The organism is Streptomyces sp. NPDC051172 (assembly GCF_040682555.1).
Taxonomy (GTDB): Bacteria; Actinomycetota; Actinomycetes; order Streptomycetales; family Streptomycetaceae; genus Streptomyces.
In genome coordinates this window covers 12,564-30,323 of the sequence record NZ_JBFBBE010000109.1, presented here as the reverse complement: position 1 = coordinate 30,323, position 17,760 = coordinate 12,564, and the positions used below count along the sequence as shown (strand labels likewise).

16 protein-coding genes, 1 pseudogene and 1 riboswitch are annotated in these 17,760 nt (G+C 67.9%); of the genes and pseudogenes, 13 read left to right on the top strand and 4 right to left on the bottom strand.

Features of this window, described 5'->3' with window-relative positions:
- Positions 1-148: 148 nt before the first annotated feature.
- Both AB0N07_RS40245 and AB0N07_RS40240 read left to right on the top strand, forming a co-directional pair.
- Positions 149-364: a hypothetical protein gene (locus AB0N07_RS40245; protein ID WP_365844014.1), complete on the top strand. Its 216-nt coding sequence runs from the start codon at positions 149-151 to the stop codon at positions 362-364.
- 54 nt (positions 365-418) lie between these two features.
- A pseudogene (locus AB0N07_RS40240) lies at positions 419-597 on the top strand (ISAzo13 family transposase); the annotation flags it as partial.
- A gap of 173 nt (positions 598-770) precedes the next feature.
- On the opposite strand, the gene AB0N07_RS40235 reads toward AB0N07_RS40240, so the two are convergent.
- From AB0N07_RS40235 to gcvT, 4 genes are all read right to left on the bottom strand, one after another.
- Positions 771-2,138, bottom strand: coding sequence for an L-serine ammonia-lyase (locus tag AB0N07_RS40235; protein WP_365844012.1), 1,368 nt, complete (start codon positions 2,136-2,138; stop codon positions 771-773).
- Positions 2,139-2,194: 56 nt separating this feature from the next.
- A complete protein-coding gene (gene glyA / locus AB0N07_RS40230) occupies positions 2,195-3,457 on the bottom strand; it encodes a serine hydroxymethyltransferase (protein ID WP_365844010.1) in 1,263 nt (420 codons plus the stop codon).
- Between the two features lie 14 nt (positions 3,458-3,471).
- Positions 3,472-3,849, bottom strand: coding sequence for a glycine cleavage system protein GcvH (gcvH, locus tag AB0N07_RS40225; RefSeq protein ID WP_099931447.1), 378 nt, complete (start codon positions 3,847-3,849; stop codon positions 3,472-3,474).
- A 130-nt stretch (positions 3,850-3,979) separates the two neighbouring features.
- Positions 3,980-5,098 (bottom strand): glycine cleavage system aminomethyltransferase GcvT, encoded by a 1,119-nt coding sequence (gcvT, locus tag AB0N07_RS40220; RefSeq protein ID WP_365844008.1) that lies wholly within the window; start codon positions 5,096-5,098, stop codon positions 3,980-3,982.
- 145 nt (positions 5,099-5,243) lie between these two features.
- A riboswitch (glycine riboswitch) is annotated at positions 5,244-5,342 on the bottom strand.
- A 203-nt stretch (positions 5,343-5,545) separates the two neighbouring features.
- Between gcvT and AB0N07_RS40215 the strand changes: the two genes are divergently transcribed.
- The 11 genes from AB0N07_RS40215 (at position 5,546) to AB0N07_RS40165 (ending at position 17,729) form a co-directional block, all read left to right on the top strand.
- On the top strand, positions 5,546-6,217 hold the full coding sequence (locus AB0N07_RS40215; protein WP_365844006.1) for an AAA family ATPase: 672 nt from the start codon (positions 5,546-5,548) through the stop codon (positions 6,215-6,217).
- Between the two features lie 82 nt (positions 6,218-6,299).
- Complete coding sequence (locus AB0N07_RS40210) at positions 6,300-7,094, top strand: enhanced serine sensitivity protein SseB (RefSeq protein WP_365844004.1); 795 nt, start codon at positions 6,300-6,302, stop codon at positions 7,092-7,094.
- 208 nt (positions 7,095-7,302) lie between these two features.
- Entirely contained in the window at positions 7,303-8,100 is a 798-nt protein-coding gene (locus tag AB0N07_RS40205; RefSeq protein WP_365844002.1) for an enhanced serine sensitivity protein SseB C-terminal domain-containing protein, read from the top strand.
- 314 nt (positions 8,101-8,414) lie between these two features.
- Positions 8,415-9,422 carry an ABC transporter permease gene (locus AB0N07_RS40200; protein ID WP_365844000.1) on the top strand — a complete coding sequence of 336 codons (1,008 nt, stop codon included), beginning with the start codon at positions 8,415-8,417 and terminating at the stop codon, positions 9,420-9,422.
- Between the two features lie 65 nt (positions 9,423-9,487).
- Positions 9,488-11,275 carry an ABC transporter substrate-binding protein gene (locus AB0N07_RS40195; protein ID WP_365843998.1) on the top strand — a complete coding sequence of 596 codons (1,788 nt, stop codon included), beginning with the start codon at positions 9,488-9,490 and terminating at the stop codon, positions 11,273-11,275.
- Positions 11,276-11,385: 110 nt separating this feature from the next.
- Entirely contained in the window at positions 11,386-12,384 is a 999-nt protein-coding gene (locus AB0N07_RS40190; RefSeq protein ID WP_365843996.1) for an ABC transporter permease, read from the top strand.
- Positions 12,381-13,478, top strand: coding sequence for an ABC transporter ATP-binding protein (locus AB0N07_RS40185; protein ID WP_365843994.1), 1,098 nt, complete (start codon positions 12,381-12,383; stop codon positions 13,476-13,478). The genes AB0N07_RS40190 and AB0N07_RS40185 overlap by 4 nt, the downstream gene beginning before the upstream one ends.
- A 23-nt stretch (positions 13,479-13,501) precedes the next feature.
- Positions 13,502-14,761, top strand: a complete 1,260-nt coding sequence (locus AB0N07_RS40180; protein ID WP_365843992.1) for a dipeptide ABC transporter ATP-binding protein — start codon at positions 13,502-13,504, stop codon at positions 14,759-14,761.
- A gap of 303 nt (positions 14,762-15,064) precedes the next feature.
- Positions 15,065-15,580, top strand: a complete 516-nt coding sequence (locus AB0N07_RS40175; RefSeq protein WP_365843990.1) for a hypothetical protein — start codon at positions 15,065-15,067, stop codon at positions 15,578-15,580.
- The gene (locus tag AB0N07_RS40170; RefSeq protein WP_365843988.1) at positions 15,562-16,032 is read left to right on the top strand and encodes a hypothetical protein; all 471 of its coding nucleotides are present in this window, start codon (positions 15,562-15,564) and stop codon (positions 16,030-16,032) included. Before AB0N07_RS40175 ends, AB0N07_RS40170 begins: the two co-directional genes overlap by 19 nt.
- 305 nt (positions 16,033-16,337) lie before the next feature.
- Complete coding sequence (locus tag AB0N07_RS40165) at positions 16,338-17,729, top strand: M1 family metallopeptidase (RefSeq protein WP_365843986.1); 1,392 nt, start codon at positions 16,338-16,340, stop codon at positions 17,727-17,729.
- Positions 17,730-17,760 lie beyond the last annotated feature (31 nt).

The following is a 17,760-nucleotide window of genomic DNA, read 5'->3' as shown; positions in this document are numbered from 1 at the left end:
CCCTGAACGCGTTCCAGATCGCTTTCGAGGGCCGCCTGACTCCGAGCAACAACTGACCATCAACAACCAAGATCAGCCGTTAAGTTGACACACCCCCTTCTCCACCCAGCACGGCGTCAAGGGCGACGAGTTCGAGAACGTCGTGGTCATGATCGACGACAGTGCATGGAACCAGTTCAACGTCGACCGCATGCTCACCGGAGACGACCACCGCAAAGAACGGGCCGCCCGCTCCCGCAACCTCTTCTACGTCTGCTGTTCCCGGGCCATCAGGCGCCTCGCCGTCGTCTTCGTGACTCCGCTTAGCCCTCGTAGTGAAGCGGTGGCACGCGAATGGTTCAGCGGCGCCGCCGTTCACGATTAAGGGCTCGTTGAGAGCCAAGGTATTGCTTCGCGTGGGTCGGTTCGTTGGTCTGGGATGGGTGACTCGGATGAGGTTCGTGGTCAACTTGCTGTGAGGTTCGGGGTGTTGTTCCCGCATCGGGACGAGCGGCAGCGGCTGATGATGATGGGGGCCGAGGCTCGGATCGTGGGGCCAGAGGTATCCGGGCGGTCGCGAGGGCGGCCCAGGTCAGCGAGACGACGGTCCGCAAGGGCGGCGTGGATGAGCACGCCCCCCAGGCCAGACGCCCATCCCGTGAGATTTCCCGGGGACTTTTCGGGGACTTTCACGTCTGTCCCAGGGACATTCCGGGGACTTTCCGTCGCGTAAGCAGGGAAGGCCCTGACAGCGCCGAAAGATACGAACGCGCTGTTCAGGGCCTATATCCTCAGCATTCGATGATGTTGACCGCCAAGCCCCCGCGGGCCGTCTCCTTGTACTTCACGCTCATGTCCGCGCCCGTGTCCTTCATCGTCTTGATGACCTTGTCCAGGGACACCTTGTGGGAGCCGTCGCCGCGCATCGCCATCTTCGCCGCCGTGACCGCCTTCACCGCGGCCATGCCGTTGCGCTCGATGCAGGGGATCTGGACGAGGCCGCCGACGGGGTCGCAGGTGAGGCCGAGGTTGTGTTCCATGCCGATCTCCGCGGCGTTCTCGACCTGTTCGGGGCTGCCGCCGAGGACCTCGGCGAGCGCGCCCGCCGCCATCGAGCAGGCGGAGCCGACCTCGCCCTGGCAGCCGACCTCGGCGCCGGAGATGGACGCGTTCTCCTTGAAGAGCATGCCGATCGCGCCTGCGGCCAGCAGGAAGCGGACGACTCCGTCCTCGTCGGCGCCGGGCACGAAGTTGATGTAGTAGTGCAGGACGGCCGGGATGATTCCCGCGGCGCCGTTCGTCGGGGCGGTGACCACGCGGCCGCCCGCCGCGTTCTCCTCGTTCACGGCCATCGCGTAGAGCGTGATCCACTCCATGGCGTGCGCCAACGGGTCGCCCTCGGCGCGGAGTTGGCGGGCGGAGACCGCGGCCCGGCGCCGCACCTTCAGACCGCCGGGCAGGATGCCCTCGCGGGACATGCCGCGGGACACGCACGCCTGCATGACCCGCCAGATGTCCAGGAGCCCCGAGCGGATCTCGTCCTCGGTGCGCCAGGCCCGCTCGTTCTCCAGCATCAGCGCGGAGATGGACAGGCCCGTGTCCTTGGTCAGGCGCAGCAGCTCGTCGCCCGTGCGGAAGGGGTACTTCAGCACCGTGTCGTCCAGCTTGATGCGGTCCTGGCCGACCGCGTCCTCGTCGACGACGAAGCCGCCGCCCACCGAGTAGTACGTCTTCGACAGCAGCTCCGTACCCGAGGCGTCGAACGCCCACAGGGTCATGCCGTTCGCGTGGTACGGGAGGGCCTTGCGGCGGTGCAGTTTCAGGTCGTCGTCGAAGGAGAACGGGATCTCGTGCTCGTCGAGGAGCCGGATCCGGCCGGACGACTTGATCGCCTCCACCCGCTCGTCGGCACGCTCCACGTCCACCGTGCGCGGCGAGGCGCCCTCCAGGCCGAGCAGTACCGCCTTGGGAGTGCCGTGGCCGTGGCCGGTCGCGCCCAGGGAGCCGTACAGCTCGGCACGGACGGACGCGACGGAGCCCAGCACCTCCTCGTTGCGCAGGCGACGGGCGAACATGCGGGCCGCGCGCATCGGTCCCACCGTGTGGGAGCTCGACGGGCCTATGCCGATCGAGAACAGGTCGAAGACCGAGATGGCCACGGGAACTCCTCCGAAAAGGGTGGGGGCACACGTCGTCGGGCGCCCCCACCAGGGAACTACTTGTTCAGGCCGGGGTACAGCGGGTGCTTGTCGGCGAGGGCCTTGACCCGGGCCTTGAGCGCTTCGACGTCGTACGACGGCTTTAGCGCCTCGGCGATGACGTCGGCGACCTCGGCGAAGTCCTCGGCGGTGAAGCCGCGGGTGGCCAGGGCCGGGGTGCCGATCCGCAGGCCCGAGGTGACCATCGGCGGGCGCGGGTCGTTGGGGACGGCGTTGCGGTTGACCGTGATGCCGACCTCGTGGAGCCGGTCCTCGGCCTGCTGCCCGTCCAGCTCCGACTCCCGCAGGTCGACGAGGATCAGGTGCACGTCGGTGCCGCCGGACAGCACGTTCACCCCGGCCTCGCGGGCGTCGTCCGCGGTCAGCCGCTCGGCCAGGATGCGCGCACCGTCCACCGTACGCCGCTGCCGCTCCTTGAACTCCTCGCTCGCGGCGACCTTGAAGGAGACCGCCTTCGCCGCGATCACATGTTCCAGCGGACCGCCCTGGAAGCCCGGGAAGACGGACGAGTTGAGCTTCTTCGCGAAGTCCTTCTTCGCCAGGATGATGCCGCCGCGCGGGCCGCCCAGCGTCTTGTGGGTGGTGGAGGTGACCACGTCCGCGTGCTCGACCGGGTTGGGGTGCAGCCCGGCGGCGACCAGGCCGGCGAAGTGCGCCATGTCCACCCACAGGTAGGCGCCGACCTCGTCCGCGATCCGCCGGAAGGCGGCGAAGTCCAGCTGCCTCGGGTAGGCCGACCAGCCCGCGATGATCACCTTGGGGCGGTGCTCCTTGGCCAGCCGCTCCAGCTCGGCCATGTCGACCAGGCCTGAGTCGTCCACGTGGTAGGCGACCACGTGGAACTGCTTGCCGGAGAAGTTCAGCCGCATCCCGTGGGTCAGATGGCCGCCGTGCGCCAGGTCCAGGCCCAGGATGGTGTCGCCGGGCTGGGCCAGCGCGAACAGGGCGGCCTGGTTGGCGGAGGCACCCGAGTGCGGCTGCACGTTGGCGTACTCGGCGCCGAACAGCTCCTTGAGCCGGTCGATGGCGATCTGCTCGGCGACATCCACGTGCTCGCAGCCGCCGTAGTAGCGCCGGCCGGGGTAGCCCTCGGCGTACTTGTTGGTCAGGACCGAGCCCTGCGCCTCCATCACCGCCAGCGGCGCGAAGTTCTCCGAGGCGATCATCTCGAGGGTGGACTGCTGGCGGTGCAGCTCGGCGTCGACCGCGGCGGCGATGTCCGGGTCGAGCTCATGCAGGGGCGTGTTCAGTACGGACATGCGTCTACGGCTCCTCAGCCGGCGTTCTGGGCGGTGTACTCGTCGGCGGAGAGCAGGTCGGCCGGCTCCTCCGTGACGCGGACCTTGAAGAGCCAACCGCCCTCGAAGGGGGCCGAGTTGACCAGGGACGGGTCGTTCACCACGTCCTCGTTGATCTCGGTGACCTCACCGGTGACGGGGGAGTACAGGTCGCTGACCGACTTGGTCGACTCCAACTCGCCGCAGGTCTCGCCCGCGGTCACGGCGGAGCCCACCTCGGGAAGCTGGGCGTAGACGACATCGCCGAGCGCGTTGGCCGCGAACTCCGTGATACCGACCGTCGAGACGCCGTCCTCGGCGGCCGACAGCCACTCGTGCTCCTTGCTGTAACGCAGCTGCTGGGGGTTGCTCATGGCCTGAATTCTCCTGTACGCGGTGGAGTGCTGATGAATGGGGGACTGCGGAAAACGCATGTGAGCAGCGAAAATGTGCGCGGGGTCACGTCCGGGGACGGAGCCCCCCTCGCCCAGTCTCGGTCAGTGTCTACTTCTGGCGCTTGTAGAACGGCAGCGCCACGACCTCGTACGGCTCGTGACTGCCCCGGATGTCCACGCCGACACCCTCGGTGCCCGGCGCCGCATGCGTCGCGTCGACGTAGGCCATCGCGATCGGCTTGCCCAGCGTGGGCGAGGGGGCCCCGGAGGTGACCTCGCCGATCACCTCGCCGCCCGCGACGACCGCGTACCCGGCGCGCGGGACCCGGCGGCCCTCGGCGACCAGGCCGACGAGGACGCGCGGCGGGTTCTCCGCAGCCCTGGCGGCCGCCTCCTGGAGCGCCTCGCGCCCCACGAAGTCGCCCTCCTTCTCGAACTTCACCACCCGGCCGAGCCCGGCGTCGAACGGCGTGAGCGAGGTGGACAGTTCATGCCCGTACAGCGGCATGCCCGCCTCCAGGCGCAGGGTGTCCCGGCAGGACAGCCCGCAGGGCACCAGCCCGACGGGCGCCCCCGCCTCGGTCAGCGCCTGCCACAGCTTCTCGGCGTCACCGGGGGCGACGAACAGCTCGAAGCCGTCCTCGCCGGTGTAGCCGGTGCGCGCGATGAGGGCGGGGACGCCGGCGACGGTGCCGGGCAGGCCGGCGTAGTACTTCAGGCCGTCGAGGTGGGCGTCGGTGAGCGAGGCCAGGATGCCGGGGGACTTGGGGCCCTGCACGGCGATCAGCGCGTAGTTGTCCCGGTCGTCGCGCACCTCGGCGTCGAAGCCGGCCGAACGCTCCACCAGCGCGTCCAGCACCACCTGGGCGTTGGAGGCGTTGGCGACGACCATGTATTCGGTCTCACCGAGCCGGTAGACGATCAGGTCGTCCAGGATGCCGCCGTCGGCCCGGCAGATCATCGTGTAGCGGGCGCGGCCGACGCCGACGGAGGCGATGTTGCCGACCAGGGCGAAGTTCAGGAGCTGTGCGGCCTGCGGGCCGGTGACGGTGATCTCGCCCATGTGGGAGAGGTCGAAGAGCCCGGCCTTCGTCCGCACGGCGAGGTGCTCGTCGCGCTCGGAGCCGTAGCGCAGGGGCATGTCCCAGCCAGCGAAGTCGGTCATCGTCGCGCCGAGCGAGCGATGCAGGGCATCGAGCGCGGTGTGACGGGGTTCGGTGCTGCTCATCGGACGGTCGTCTCCCAGGCAGAGTGCATGACGGGCGAGGTCGTTCCTCCCCATCTGTCATCGGAACCTGAGAGGTTCGCCATGAAGTCATGGCTTGCACCTTGGGTGGGGCCACCGGATCCGGTGGCCCGCTTTTCAGATGTGCCTCGCCCGCGCGGTAACGGGGCCTGAGAGATTCAAGGGAGGGACTTGCTCCTTCGGCGCCCGGCAGACTCTGCTGCCGGGACTCTCCCGCGCGGATTCAAACGGCCGGTATGCAGTTGCGCGCACATCATTGCACGCGCCCCCTCCTCCTCGGCACCTCCTCTTTGGCACCTCCTCTTTGGCACCTCCTCTTTGTGGCTGGGCTGTGGCCGGAACCGAACACAACTGCGAGACACCGTGCATTACCTTCCCTTTACAAAGAGTGGGGAGAAGCTTTCCTGACCCCCAGGAAGGACGATCACGGTGAACAGGACCACGGTGTACGCCACGACCTCGGCCGTCGGGCTGCCCAAACAGCCGGCGGCGGCCCCGGCCGGGGATGTGTGCGGCGGCCGCCCGGCACCCGTGGTCCGCGACCTGCGCGAGCGCTCGGGGCGCAGCCCGCACGCCCTGCTCTTCGGCCCCCGCGACCTGGTGGTGATCACCGGGCTGCCCGGCAGCGGCAAGTCCACGCTGATGGAGCGCGCGGTCCGCGGCATCCGCATCGACTCCCAGGACGCCCGTGACCGCTGGGAGGCCCGCACGCCTCGCTTCCTGCCCTACGTGCTCTACCGGCCCCTCGTCCGCCTCGCCCACTACGCGGGACTGCGCCGCGCCCTGCGCAGCGGCGAAGGGGTCGTCGTGCACGACTGCGGTACGCAGGCCTGGGTGCGCGGCTGGCTGACCCGTGAGGCCCGCCGCCGCGGCGGCACCCTGCATCTGCTGCTGCTCGACGTCCCGCCCGGCACGGCCCTGGAGGGCCAGCGCGAGCGCGGCCGCGGCGTCTCGCGCTACGCCTTCCTGCGCCACCGCTCGGCAGCGGCCCGGCTGATCCGCGCGGTCGAGCGGGGCGACCTGCCCGAAGGCGTCGGCTCGGCGGTGCTGCTGGACCGGGACGCCGCGGACGTCCTGCGCAGGATCGGTTTCACGGGTTGACGCACGGCCCAACCCCTTTGTCCCTCCCACCCGCTAGCCTTTCCAGCCACAGCAGTGGTTCTCAGCAGGCGGTCGGACACAGATGGACTTCGCAGCGGATCTTCCCGCGGACTTTCCCTTGCAGGCGCACCCCCATCCGCACGGCGGATGGCCCGGCAACGAGCTGGAGGAGGTGCTGTCGGCCTCCCTCGGCATACCCTCGGCGGGCGGCCGGATCCTCGAGGTGCTCGGCCGCAGCTTCGTCTGGGTGCCGCTGCCGAACGGCGGCGACCTGAACAGCGGCCCCCTCGACCTGCCGACGCTGGAGATCGAGGGCCAGGCCTATGTGCCGGTCTTCAGCTCCGAGGAGCAGTTCCGGCAGGTCGTCGGCTTCCACATGTCGTACACGATCGCCCCGGCCGTCGAGTTCGCCCGCGGACTGCCCCCGCAGGTCGGGCTCGCCGTGAACCCGGACGGAGTGGTCGGCATCCCGCTCCCGCCGCCCGCCGTCGCCGAACTCTGCCGCGTGGGCCGCACCCCGCTGGACGGGCCCGCCTCCGGCGGCCGCGTCAAGCTCTTCGAGCCGGACTGGCAGGACGACCCCATCGACTTCCTCGCCGCGGCCTCCGCCGAGTTCGCCGGGACAGGCGTGGTCGTCACGGCCCGCCGCTGCCTCGCCGCCGTCGAGACGGCGGACCCGGTGATGTTCGTGGGCGTCGAACTCTCCCAGCGGGAGGGCGACATCAGAGCCCTGCCTCTGGAGGCGCTGGGCCGCGCCATCACCAGAACCCCCACCCCCTGGCCCGTCAACCTGGTCCTCCTGGACGTGACGGACGACCCGGTGGCGACCTGGATGCGCGAGCAGGTACGCCCCTTCTATACGAGGGATCACCTGTAAACGCCGTGCAGGGCAGCCGCCCCCAGGGGCGCGGGGCCGTATCGATGTGCGGCTCCGCCGCGATGGGGGTCCCCCCGCTCGAGCGAAGCCGAGAGTGGGGGAGCGGCCAGCCACGATGCACCCGCACTCGCCAACACACAACAAGCCTCGAGTTCCTGGGCGCTTAAGCTTGTGTCCACGCGGGGCAACCATGAGAAGGGGCACACACGTGAGCGCCAGCGGCACCACGACCGGGACGGTCGAGAACATGCTGCGCCAGGTGACGCCAGGGCGCTACGACGCCTACGAGGCACTCCTCCGCGCACTCGCGACCCCCGGCTCCGGCCAGGTCTGGATGCTCCTGTGGCACGGTCAGGCGGGCTCCCCGGACGCCCAGTACGGAAACATGGAGGTCAACGGCTACGGCTACGCCCCGTGCGTCACCTCCGCCCAGGAACTCTCGGCCAGCGGCTGGAACAGATCGTACGAGGTGGTCGACGGGCTGGACGTCGCCCGGACCCTGTACCCCGACCACTTCGGCCTCTGGCTCAACCCGCACGCCCCGGGCGGTGGCGTGGGCATCCCCTGGCTGGACCTCCGCCGTATCGCAACCGGCCTGGAGCGCCAGGCGGCCGGCCCGCTGCGGATGTCGGAACCCGCGATCGAGATCCCGCAGTTCTACGCCCTGCTCGCGCAGAACGCCCACCGCACCCCGGCCGTCCGCTCGCTGCGCCGCGCCTGGGTGCAGCCGGCGCTCGGGGCGCCGTACCTCGCCATCGGCCTGGACGTGTACGACACCAGCCCGCCCGCGGTGGACTCGGTGCGGGCGATGATGCAGCAGTCCATCGGCGCCGTCCCGGACGGACTGCCGGTGTCGACGGTGGCGATGTCGGACGAGTACGACCCCGTCGCGCTGTGGATGCGCGAGAGCGCCCGCCCCTTCTACGACCGCGAGGCCCACGCGGCCGCTCCGGCCCAGGCCCCGGCGGCCGGGTACGGGTACCCGCCGGTGCATGGCGGATACTGAGACGCAGGCCTGGTCCGTACCAGGGCGGGAGCCGGTCTGCGCGCGTAGATGGCGCCGGAAGGTCGGGTTCTGCACTAGATGTCCGAAATGACCCACGTCCGGCCGTCGTTACCCGGTGTCCGGATAACGGAACCCTCCAGCCTGCATCACGTTTACGCATCCATTCACCGCCAAGTCTGGCAACAGATCGCCAAAGCGTTGAAGACTCCCGCTCCAGGGGGGTTCGCCCCCGTGTACGACGGACTGATCACGCCGCCACAGCGGCATGTGCGAGCCGGCCACCGCCGGTTGAATCGAAGAGGGGTCCCTGCCAGATGACGGCACCATTGCACGAGCCGACTGCGGAAGCGGCCGCGAGTGCTGCCGAGGAAGCGGCCGTTGCCAGCGCCGACGCGAAGGCCGTACAGGGGCGTTCCCTGGGCCGGATCGCCTGGGAACGACTGAAGCGGGACAAACTCGCCCTGTCGGGTGGCATCGTGGTCCTGTTGCTGGTCCTGGTGGCGATCCTCGCGCCGGTGATCACGAACCTGGTCGGGCAGGACCCCGACTCGTACCACGAGAACCTGATCGACCCGCTGTTCGGAACGCCCACCGGTTCCCTGGGCGGCATCAGCGGCAGCCATCTCCTCGGCGTCGAACCGGTCAACGGCCGCGACATCTTCGCCCGTATCGTCTACGGCGCCCAGATCTCGCTCCTCGTGGGCTTCCTCTCCGCTCTTGTCGCGGTGGTCTTCGGCACGGTGTTCGGCATCCTCGCCGGCTTCTTCGGCGGCTGGGTCGACTCGGTCATCAGCCGGGTGATGGACGGCCTGCTCGCCTTCCCCCAGCTGCTGTTCATCATCGCCCTGGTCTCGGTCATGCCGAACGAGATGCTGGGACTGAGCGGTACGGGCGTGCGCGTCTTCGTGATGATCCTGGTCATCGGCTTCTTCGGCTGGCCCTACGTCGGACGCGTGGTGCGCGGCCAGACGCTCTCGATGCGCGAGCGCGAGTACGTGGAGGCGGCCCGCTCCCTCGGCGCCGGGCGGTTCTACATCCTCTTCAAGGAGCTGCTGCCCAACCTCGTGGCGCCGATCATCGTCTACACGACGATGATGATCCCGACGAACATCCTGACCGAGGCGGCCCTGAGCTTCCTGGGTGTGGGCGTCAAACCCCCCACGGCCTCCTGGGGCCAGATGCTCTCCAGCGCCATCGACTACTACAACTCGGACCCCATGTACATGGTGGTCCCCGGCGCGGCGATCTTCATCACCGTCCTTGCGTTCAACCTCTTCGGTGACGGCGTGCGCGACGCGCTCGACCCCAAGGGCTCCCGCTGACCTGCCGTACCCCGGCAACCCGTGGCACCCACGGGGTCTCTCATCTATTCGGAGGATCCGAGATCGTGACTACCCAACGCACCTCAGGGCGGCGCAAGCAGGCCGTGGCCGCTGCCGCCGTGGTCGCCGGGCTGCTGACCACGGCGGCGTGCGGCGGCGGTAACAGCGGCGGCTCGAAGGACGGCGCGGCCGGCTTCAACGCCGCGAACAACAAGGTCGCCGAGGCCTCGCAGGTCAAGAAGGGCGGCACGCTGAAGTTCGCCACCGTCCAGGACGCCGACTCCTGGGACACCACGCGTGGTTACTACGGCGTGGTGTGGAACTTCATGCGCTACTACAGCCGTCAGCTGGTCACCTACAAGACCGAGCCCGGTGCCGCGGGGTCCACGCTCACGCCGGACCTGGCCACCGACATGGGCAAGGTCTCCGACGGCGGCAAGACCTACACCTTCACCCTGCGTGACGGGCTCACCTGGGAGGACGGCAAGCCGCTCACCTCCAAGGACGTCAAGTACGGCATCGAGCGCTCCTGGGCGCAGGACGTCCTGTCGGGCGGTCCGATCTACCTCAAGAACGTGCTGGACCCGAAGAACACGTACAAGGGCCCGTACAAGGACACCTCCGCGGACCACCTGGGCCTGAAGGCGATCGACACGCCCAACGACAAGACGATCGTCTTCCACCTGCCCGAGGCCAACTCGGACTTCCTGCAGATGATCGCCATGCCTGCGGCGTCCCCGGTCCGCCAGGACAAGGACACCAAGTCCAAGTACGGCCTGCGCCCCTTCTCCTCCGGCCCGTACAAGTTCAAGTCCTACGAGCCGGGCAAGGAACTGGAACTGGTCCGCAACGACAAGTGGAGCGCGTCCTCGGACCCGGTCCGCAAGGCGTACCCGGACCAGATCTCCATCAAGTACTTCACCAACTCCGACGACATGGACCAGCGCCTGATCGCCGGTGACTACGACCTGGACTTCAGCCAGAACGGCATGTCGCCGCAGGGTCGCACCATCGCGCTCAAGCAGCACAAGGGCAACCTGGACAACCCGACGTCCGGCTACATCCGTTACGCGGCCTTCCCGCAGACCGTGAAGCCGTTCGACAACATCCACTGCCGCAACGCCGCCATCTACGGCGCCGACCACGTCTCCCTGCAGACGGCGCGCGGCGGCCCGATCGCCGGCGGTGACATCGGCACCAACATGCTGCCGCCGGCCGTGCCGGGTGCCGAGGGCCAGAAGTACGACCCGTTCCAGATCGCCGGCGCGAACAAGAACGGCAACATCGCCAAGGCCAAGGAAGAGCTCAAGGCCTGCGGCCAGCCGAACGGTTTCAGCACCACCATCGCCGTCCGCAACAACAAGCCGACCGAGGTGGCCACCGCCCAGTCGCTGCAGGCGTCGCTGAAGAAGGTCGGCATCAACGCCCAGATCGACCAGTACGACGGCGCGAACTACGCCAGCGTCATCGGTAGCCCCGACAACGTGAAGAAGAAGGGCTACGGCATCATCGTGATGGGCTGGGGCCCGGACTTCCCGTCCGTCCAGGGCTACGGTCTGCCGATCTGGGACAGCAAGTACATCACGCAGAGCGGCAACAACAACTTCGCGATGATCAACGACAAGACGATCGACGGTCTGTTCGACCAGTACGTGAAGGCTACGGACGCGTCGCAGCAGACCCAGATCGCCACGCAGATCAACCACAAGGTGATGGAGGGCGGCTACTACCTGCCGTTCGTCTTCGAGAAGTTCATCGACTGGCGCTCCTCGCGACTGGCCAACGTCTACACGACGAACGGCTACAGCGGTACGTACGACTTCGTCAACCTCGGCCTGAAGTCAACGAAGTAATCCCGGCACACCCGCCGAACGGCACGAAAGGCAGGTGAAGGCCGGCGCGGCGTGACCGCGGGCCACCGGACACCCCCCGGTGGCCCGCGGTCCGCGGCGGGCCGTTAGCTGTGCTCGCTTACCTCATCAGGCGGCTGATCGCCGCCGTAGTGATGCTGGTGGTCATCATCCTGGTGGTCTTCTGCATCTTCTTCCTCGTCCCCAAGTGGGCGGGCGTCGACCTCGCCCGTAACTTCGTGGGCAAGCAGGCGGACCCCGCCGCCGTGGAGGCGGTCCGGCAGAAGCTGGGCCTGAGCGACCCGATCTACTCTCAGGTCTGGCATTTCTTCAAGGGCATCTTCGTGGGCCGCACCTACGCGGCCGGCGGTGACGTGACCCACTGCGCCGCGCCCTGCTTCGGCTACTCCTTCCGCACCGAGCAGGCCGTCTGGCCGGTGCTGACCGACCGCTTCCCGGTGACCCTGGAGCTGGCGATCGGAGCCGCGATCCTGTGGCTGGTCTTCGGTGTCGCGGCGGGTGTCCTCTCCGCCCTGAAGCGCGGAAGCCTCTGGGACCGTGGCGCGATGGTCGTCGCCCTCGCGGGTGTCTCGCTGCCCATCTACTTCACCGGTCTGCTCAGCCTGGCGATCTTCAGCTACGGACTGGGCTGGATCAATGGCCAGTACGTGTCCATCGGCGACAGCTTCGGGGGCTGGCTCGGCGGCATGATCCTGCCCTGGGTCACGCTCGCCTTCCTGTACGCGGCGATGTACGCCCGGATCACTCGCGCCACCATGCTGGAGATCCTCGGCGAGGACTACATCCGCACCGCGCGCGCCAAGGGTCTCAAGGAGCAGATCGTCATCGGCAAGCACGCCATGCGCTCGACGATGACGCCCATCATCACCATGCTGGGCATGGACCTCGGCGCCCTCATCGGCGGCGCGGTCCTGACCGAGACCACGTTCAGCCTGCCCGGTCTCGGCCAGAAGGTGCTCGACGCCATCAAGAACCAGGACCTGCCCTTCATCCTGGGCGTCACTCTGATCACCTCGCTCGCGGTGATCGTCGCCAACCTCGTGGTGGACGTCCTGTACGCCGTGATCGACCCCCGAGTGAGGCTCACATGACGGAACTGAGCAAGACCGGAGCAGCCGTGGGCGAGCCCACCACCGCCTCGCCGTCGCCATCCGCCTTCCTCGAAGTGCGCGACCTGAAGGTGCACTTCCCGACCGACGACGGCCTGGTCAAGTCCGTCGACGGGCTCTCCTTCAAGCTGGAGAAGGGCAAGACCCTCGGCATCGTGGGCGAGTCGGGTTCCGGCAAGTCGGTGACCTCGCTCGGCATCATGGGTCTGCACACGGCCGGCCAGTACGGCAAGCGCAAGGCGCAGATCTCCGGTGAGATCTGGCTGGACGGCACCGAGCTGCTGACCGCCGACCCTGACGAGGTGCGCAAGCTGCGTGGCCGTCAGATGGCGATGATCTTCCAGGATCCGCTGTCCGCGCTGCACCCGTACTACACGATCGGCCAACAGATCGTGGAGGCGTACCGCATCCACCACGACGTCGACAAGAAGACCGCGAAGAAGCGCGCGGTCGAGATGCTCGACCGGGTGGGCATCCCGCAGCCGGACAAGCGGGTGGACAGCTACCCGCACGAGTTCTCCGGCGGTATGCGCCAGCGCGCGATGATCGCGATGTCGCTGGTCAACAACCCCGAGCTGCTCATCGCGGACGAGCCGACGACCGCCCTGGACGTGACCGTCCAGGCGCAGATCCTCGACCTGATCCGGGATCTGCAGAAGGAGTTCGGCTCCGCGGTCGTCATCATCACCCACGACCTGGGCGTCGTCGCCGAGCTCGCCGACGACATCCTGGTGATGTACGGCGGACGCTGCGTCGAGCGCGGTCCGGCGGAGAAGGTGTTCTACGAGCCCCGCCACCCCTACACCTGGGGCCTGCTCGGCTCGATGCCGCGTCTGGACCGGGAGCAGCAGGAGCGCCTGATCCCGGTGAAGGGCTCCCCGCCCTCCCTGATCAACGTCCCGTCCGGCTGCGCCTTCAACCCGCGCTGCCCGTACGCCGACATCCCGAAGGACAACGTCACCCGCACGGTCCGCCCCGAGCTGACCGAGGTCGGCAGCCAGCACTGGGCCGCCTGCCACATGACGCAGGAGCAGCGGGAGCGTATCTGGACCGAAGAGATTGCGCCGAAGCTGTGAGCGAGACCCCTAAGGACACAGCCGTGACCCTTCCCGCGCAGAGCGACGGTGCCACCCTCACCAAGGGCGCCGCCCCCGGCGAGACCCTGCTGAAGGTGACCGGGCTCCAGAAGCACTTCCCGATCAAGAAGGGCCTGCTCCAGCGGCAGGTCGGGGCCGTGCACGCGGTCGACGGCATCGACTTCGAGGTCAAGGCCGGCGAAACCCTCGGCGTCGTGGGTGAGTCCGGCTGCGGCAAGTCGACGATGGGCCGGCTGATCACCCGACTGCTCGAACCGACCGGCGGCAAGGTCGAGTTCGAGGGCAAGGACATCACGCACCTCGGGGTGAGCGGCATGCGTCCGCTGCGCCGCGATGTGCAGATGATCTTCCAGGACCCGTACTCCTCGCTGAACCCGCGCCACACCATCGGCACGATCGTCGGCGCCCCCTTCAAGCTGCAGGGCGTCGAGCCCGAGGGCGGCATCAAGAAGGAAGTGCAGCGGCTGCTGTCGGTCGTGGGCCTCAACCCCGAGCACTACAACCGCTATCCGCACGAGTTCTCCGGCGGTCAGCGCCAGCGCATCGGCATCGCCCGCGCGCTCGCCCTGAACCCGAAGCTGGTCGTGGCGGACGAGCCGGTCTCCGCGCTGGACGTGTCGATCCAGGCCCAGGTCGTCAACCTGCTCGACGACCTCCAGCAGGAGCTGGGCCTGACGTACGTGATCATCGCGCACGACCTCTCCGTCGTCCGGCACGTCTCGGACCGGATCGCGGTGATGTACCTCGGCAAGATCGTGGAGCTGGCCGACCGCGAGTCGCTGTACCGGGCGCCGATGCACCCGTACACCAAGGCGCTGATGTCGGCGGTGCCGATCCCGGACCCGCGGCGCAAGAACGAGAAGAGCGAGCGGATCCTGCTCAAGGGCGACGTGCCCTCGCCGATCTCCCCGCCGAGCGGCTGCCGGTTCCACACCCGGTGCTGGAAGGCGACGGAGATCTGCAAGACGACCGAGCCGAAGCTCGTCGAGCTCAAGCCCGGCCAGCAGGTCGCCTGCCACCACCCGGAGAGCTTCGCGGACCAGGCCCCGCAGGACACCGTCCTGCTGACGGTCGCCAAGGAGGCGGCCGAGCTGGTCGCGGACGAGGTGCTCGCGGAGTCGGCGGAGACCTCGGCGGCGGTGGCGGCGGAGGTCGCGGAGGCTTCTTCCGAGGCGGCCGCGGTTTCTGACGAGACCTCCGACAGCACGGGCTCCGCAGAGGCGGAAGCGGGCGCCCAGGAGTCGACCGACGGGCAGAACTGACCACTTGTGTGCCCGGGCCGGCAGCCCGACAAGAAAGAGCCCCTGTCAGCACTGACAGGGGCTCTTTCTTGTCGGGCTGGATTCCAGCGGCGGCAGCTTTGTTTCCGCCACGGACATCGTCCCCTGGTGTTCCAGAATGCCGGAATGTGGTACGGGAATTTCGGGCGCGCGAAAGATCGAGGCCAGGGTCACCTGAACCTCATGTTTCACTCAACTGCGGAGACATGAAGTCGAGTTGCTCCATAAGATCAGTTCCTGGTGGTCGATGAGGCCCCTTTCATCGCGAGAAAAACGGGGAAACACGTGCGTTCCATACCAAAGATCGTCGCAGTCGGCTGCGCCGTCGCCACGCTTGCCGCTGTTGGTGCCGTACCCGCCAGTGCCGGGACGGCCCATCCGGCGATGTGCCCGCCCGACAAGGGCTACGACTTCTCGGGCAGCTACACGTATTACAGGGACATGGAACCCCGTTCCGGCGGCGACAGCGGCACGACGATCAGCATCACCTTCCACAAGGGGAAGACGACGACGTCGACGGTCGGCGGGACGGTCGGCGCCGAAGCCAAGGTGGTGTTCGCCAAGGCGTCGGCTACGTTCGACTACCATTTCGCCTGGCAGTGGACGAACGACTCCACCTACACGTGGTCATGGAAGGTGCCGGACACGATGAGGCACGGCTACCTGCACGCTGGGGTGAAGGCCAGGTACACGAAGTGGAACCTCAACACCACCGAGCCCAACTGCACCACCAAGGTGCTGGAAAAGGGAACGGCGCACTTGGTCTACCAGGGTCGCGAGACGTGGCACGGGGCAAGCTGACGCGCAGCGCAGGGACCGTTCTGCTGGTGGTGTCCGCCATTTCGGTGTCCGGATGCAGCGGCGGGAAGAGTGCGCCGCCTTCGCCGAGTGCCTCGAAGGCGGCGCTGGTGTCCGATCCGGACAATCCTGACGAGGGTGCGAAGACACCGGGTCGGCTGGGTCCGGGGACGGTGAAGCTGCCCGTGGCTGCGGACCGGATTGCCGCATTGTCCGTGCGGTACGACTGTCTCGGTCCCTCGGGCGGTCTGAAGGTCAGTAATGGGACAGCGCTGGGCGCCGGGATCGAATTGTGTGACGACAGTGCCACCTATGGTGCCTCAATGAAGGCAAAAGACCTGGATGGCCGGAAGTTCGGCGGTACGGTCAAGATCGAGGTCGACAAGCGGACACGGTGGCGCGTTTCCGTCAGTATCACCGACAACAATGGCGTCAAACAGACAGTCCACAGCTGAGATCGCGTCGTACTGGCGGGCCGGGGTGCTTTCGGGTACTCCGGCCCGTTCTCCGTCCGGATGGTCACCAGAACGTAGGAATCCATGCCCAATGAGCGAAAAGCCTCGGGTACTGACGCGTGATATGCGGCCGGCACGCATGGGCCTTCAGACGTTCCGCCTCACCAGAGCCGGGAAAGACTGTCGTCAGGAGTCAATGGTCGTGTAGCACATGACGACTTGGTAAAGTCATGTACATGTCGGCATAGGGGAGCGCAGAGTCGGGCGTATACGTCTGATCGGACTACGCACCGAAGGGGCCACTCATGGCACTCTCCCGTTCGGCACGCTTAGGGGCCGTCGCCACCGCGGCGGCCTCCTTCCTCGTCATCGCCGCCTCACCGGCCCCCACCCCGGGCGCTCCCGGCATCGGCGACACCTACTTCCCCAACCTCGGCAACGGCGGCTTCGACGCCCGTCACTACGACCTCGACGTGGCGTACAACCCGGACACCGACCGCCTCGACGGCCGTACGACGCTCACCGCCCGAGCCACCCAGACCCTCTCCTCCTTCGACCTGGACCTGCAGAAGCTCGAGGTCACCGGGGTCGAAGTGAACGGCAGACGCGCCGAGTTCACCCGGGACGGCGACGAACTGCGCATCACGCCGAAGGGAGTGCTCCCCAAGGGGCACACCTTCAAGGTCACCGTCACCTACGGCGGCGTCCCCGAACCCCTCAACGGCCCCATCGTCTTCGGCTCCGACTACGGCTGGATGAAGACCCCCGACGGCGTCTTCGTCGCCTGCGAACCCAACGCCGCCTCCACCTGGTTCCCGTCCAGCGACCACCCCGACGACAAGGCGACGTACGACATCCGTATCAAGGCGCCCAAGGGTCTGACCGGCGTCTCCAACGGCCGCCTCGTCTCGACGTACGACAAGGGCGACTCGACGTACAGCCACTGGCGCGAGTCGAAGCCCATGGCCACCTACCTCGCGACCGCCACCATCGGGAAGTTCGACGTCAAGACCGGCACCACACCTTCCGGGATCCCGATCTACGTCGCCATCGACCCGGTGCTCGCGAACAGCAACAGCGTCGACGTGTACGCCGTCACCGCGGCGGCCACCGACTACTGGTCGCAGGTCTTCGGGCCGTACCCCTTCGAGGAGACCGGCGCGATCGTCGACGACATGCCCCAGGCCGGGTTCTCGCTGGAGGTCCAGAGCAAGCCGGCGTACTCGGCCGTGCGCAGCGAGACGACGATCGTGCACGAGCTCGCCCACCAGTGGTTCGGCGACTCGGTCTCGGTCGAGCGATGGAAGGACATCTGGCTCAACGAGGGCTTCGCCACCTACGCCCAGTGGCTGTGGGCCGAGCACCAGGGCACCCGCAGCGCCCACGACTCCTTCCTGGCCGCATACAACTCCCGGGCCGCCGACAACCCGTTCTGGCAGATCACCGTCGCCGACCCGCAGCGCGACACCATGTTCGCCTCCGCGGTCTACCAGCGAGGCGCGATGACACTGCAGGCGCTGCGTGAACGCATCGGCGACAAGGCGTTCTTCGAGCTGCTGCCGACCTGGACGAGGATCCACCGCTACGGCAACGCCAACACCGGGCAGTTCGTCCGGCTGGCCGAGAAGATCTCCGGGCAGAACCTCGACGACCTGTTCCAGAAGTGGATCTACACCACCGGCAAACCGGCCCTGTGAGGACCGTGAGGACCCCCGAGTAAGAATGTGG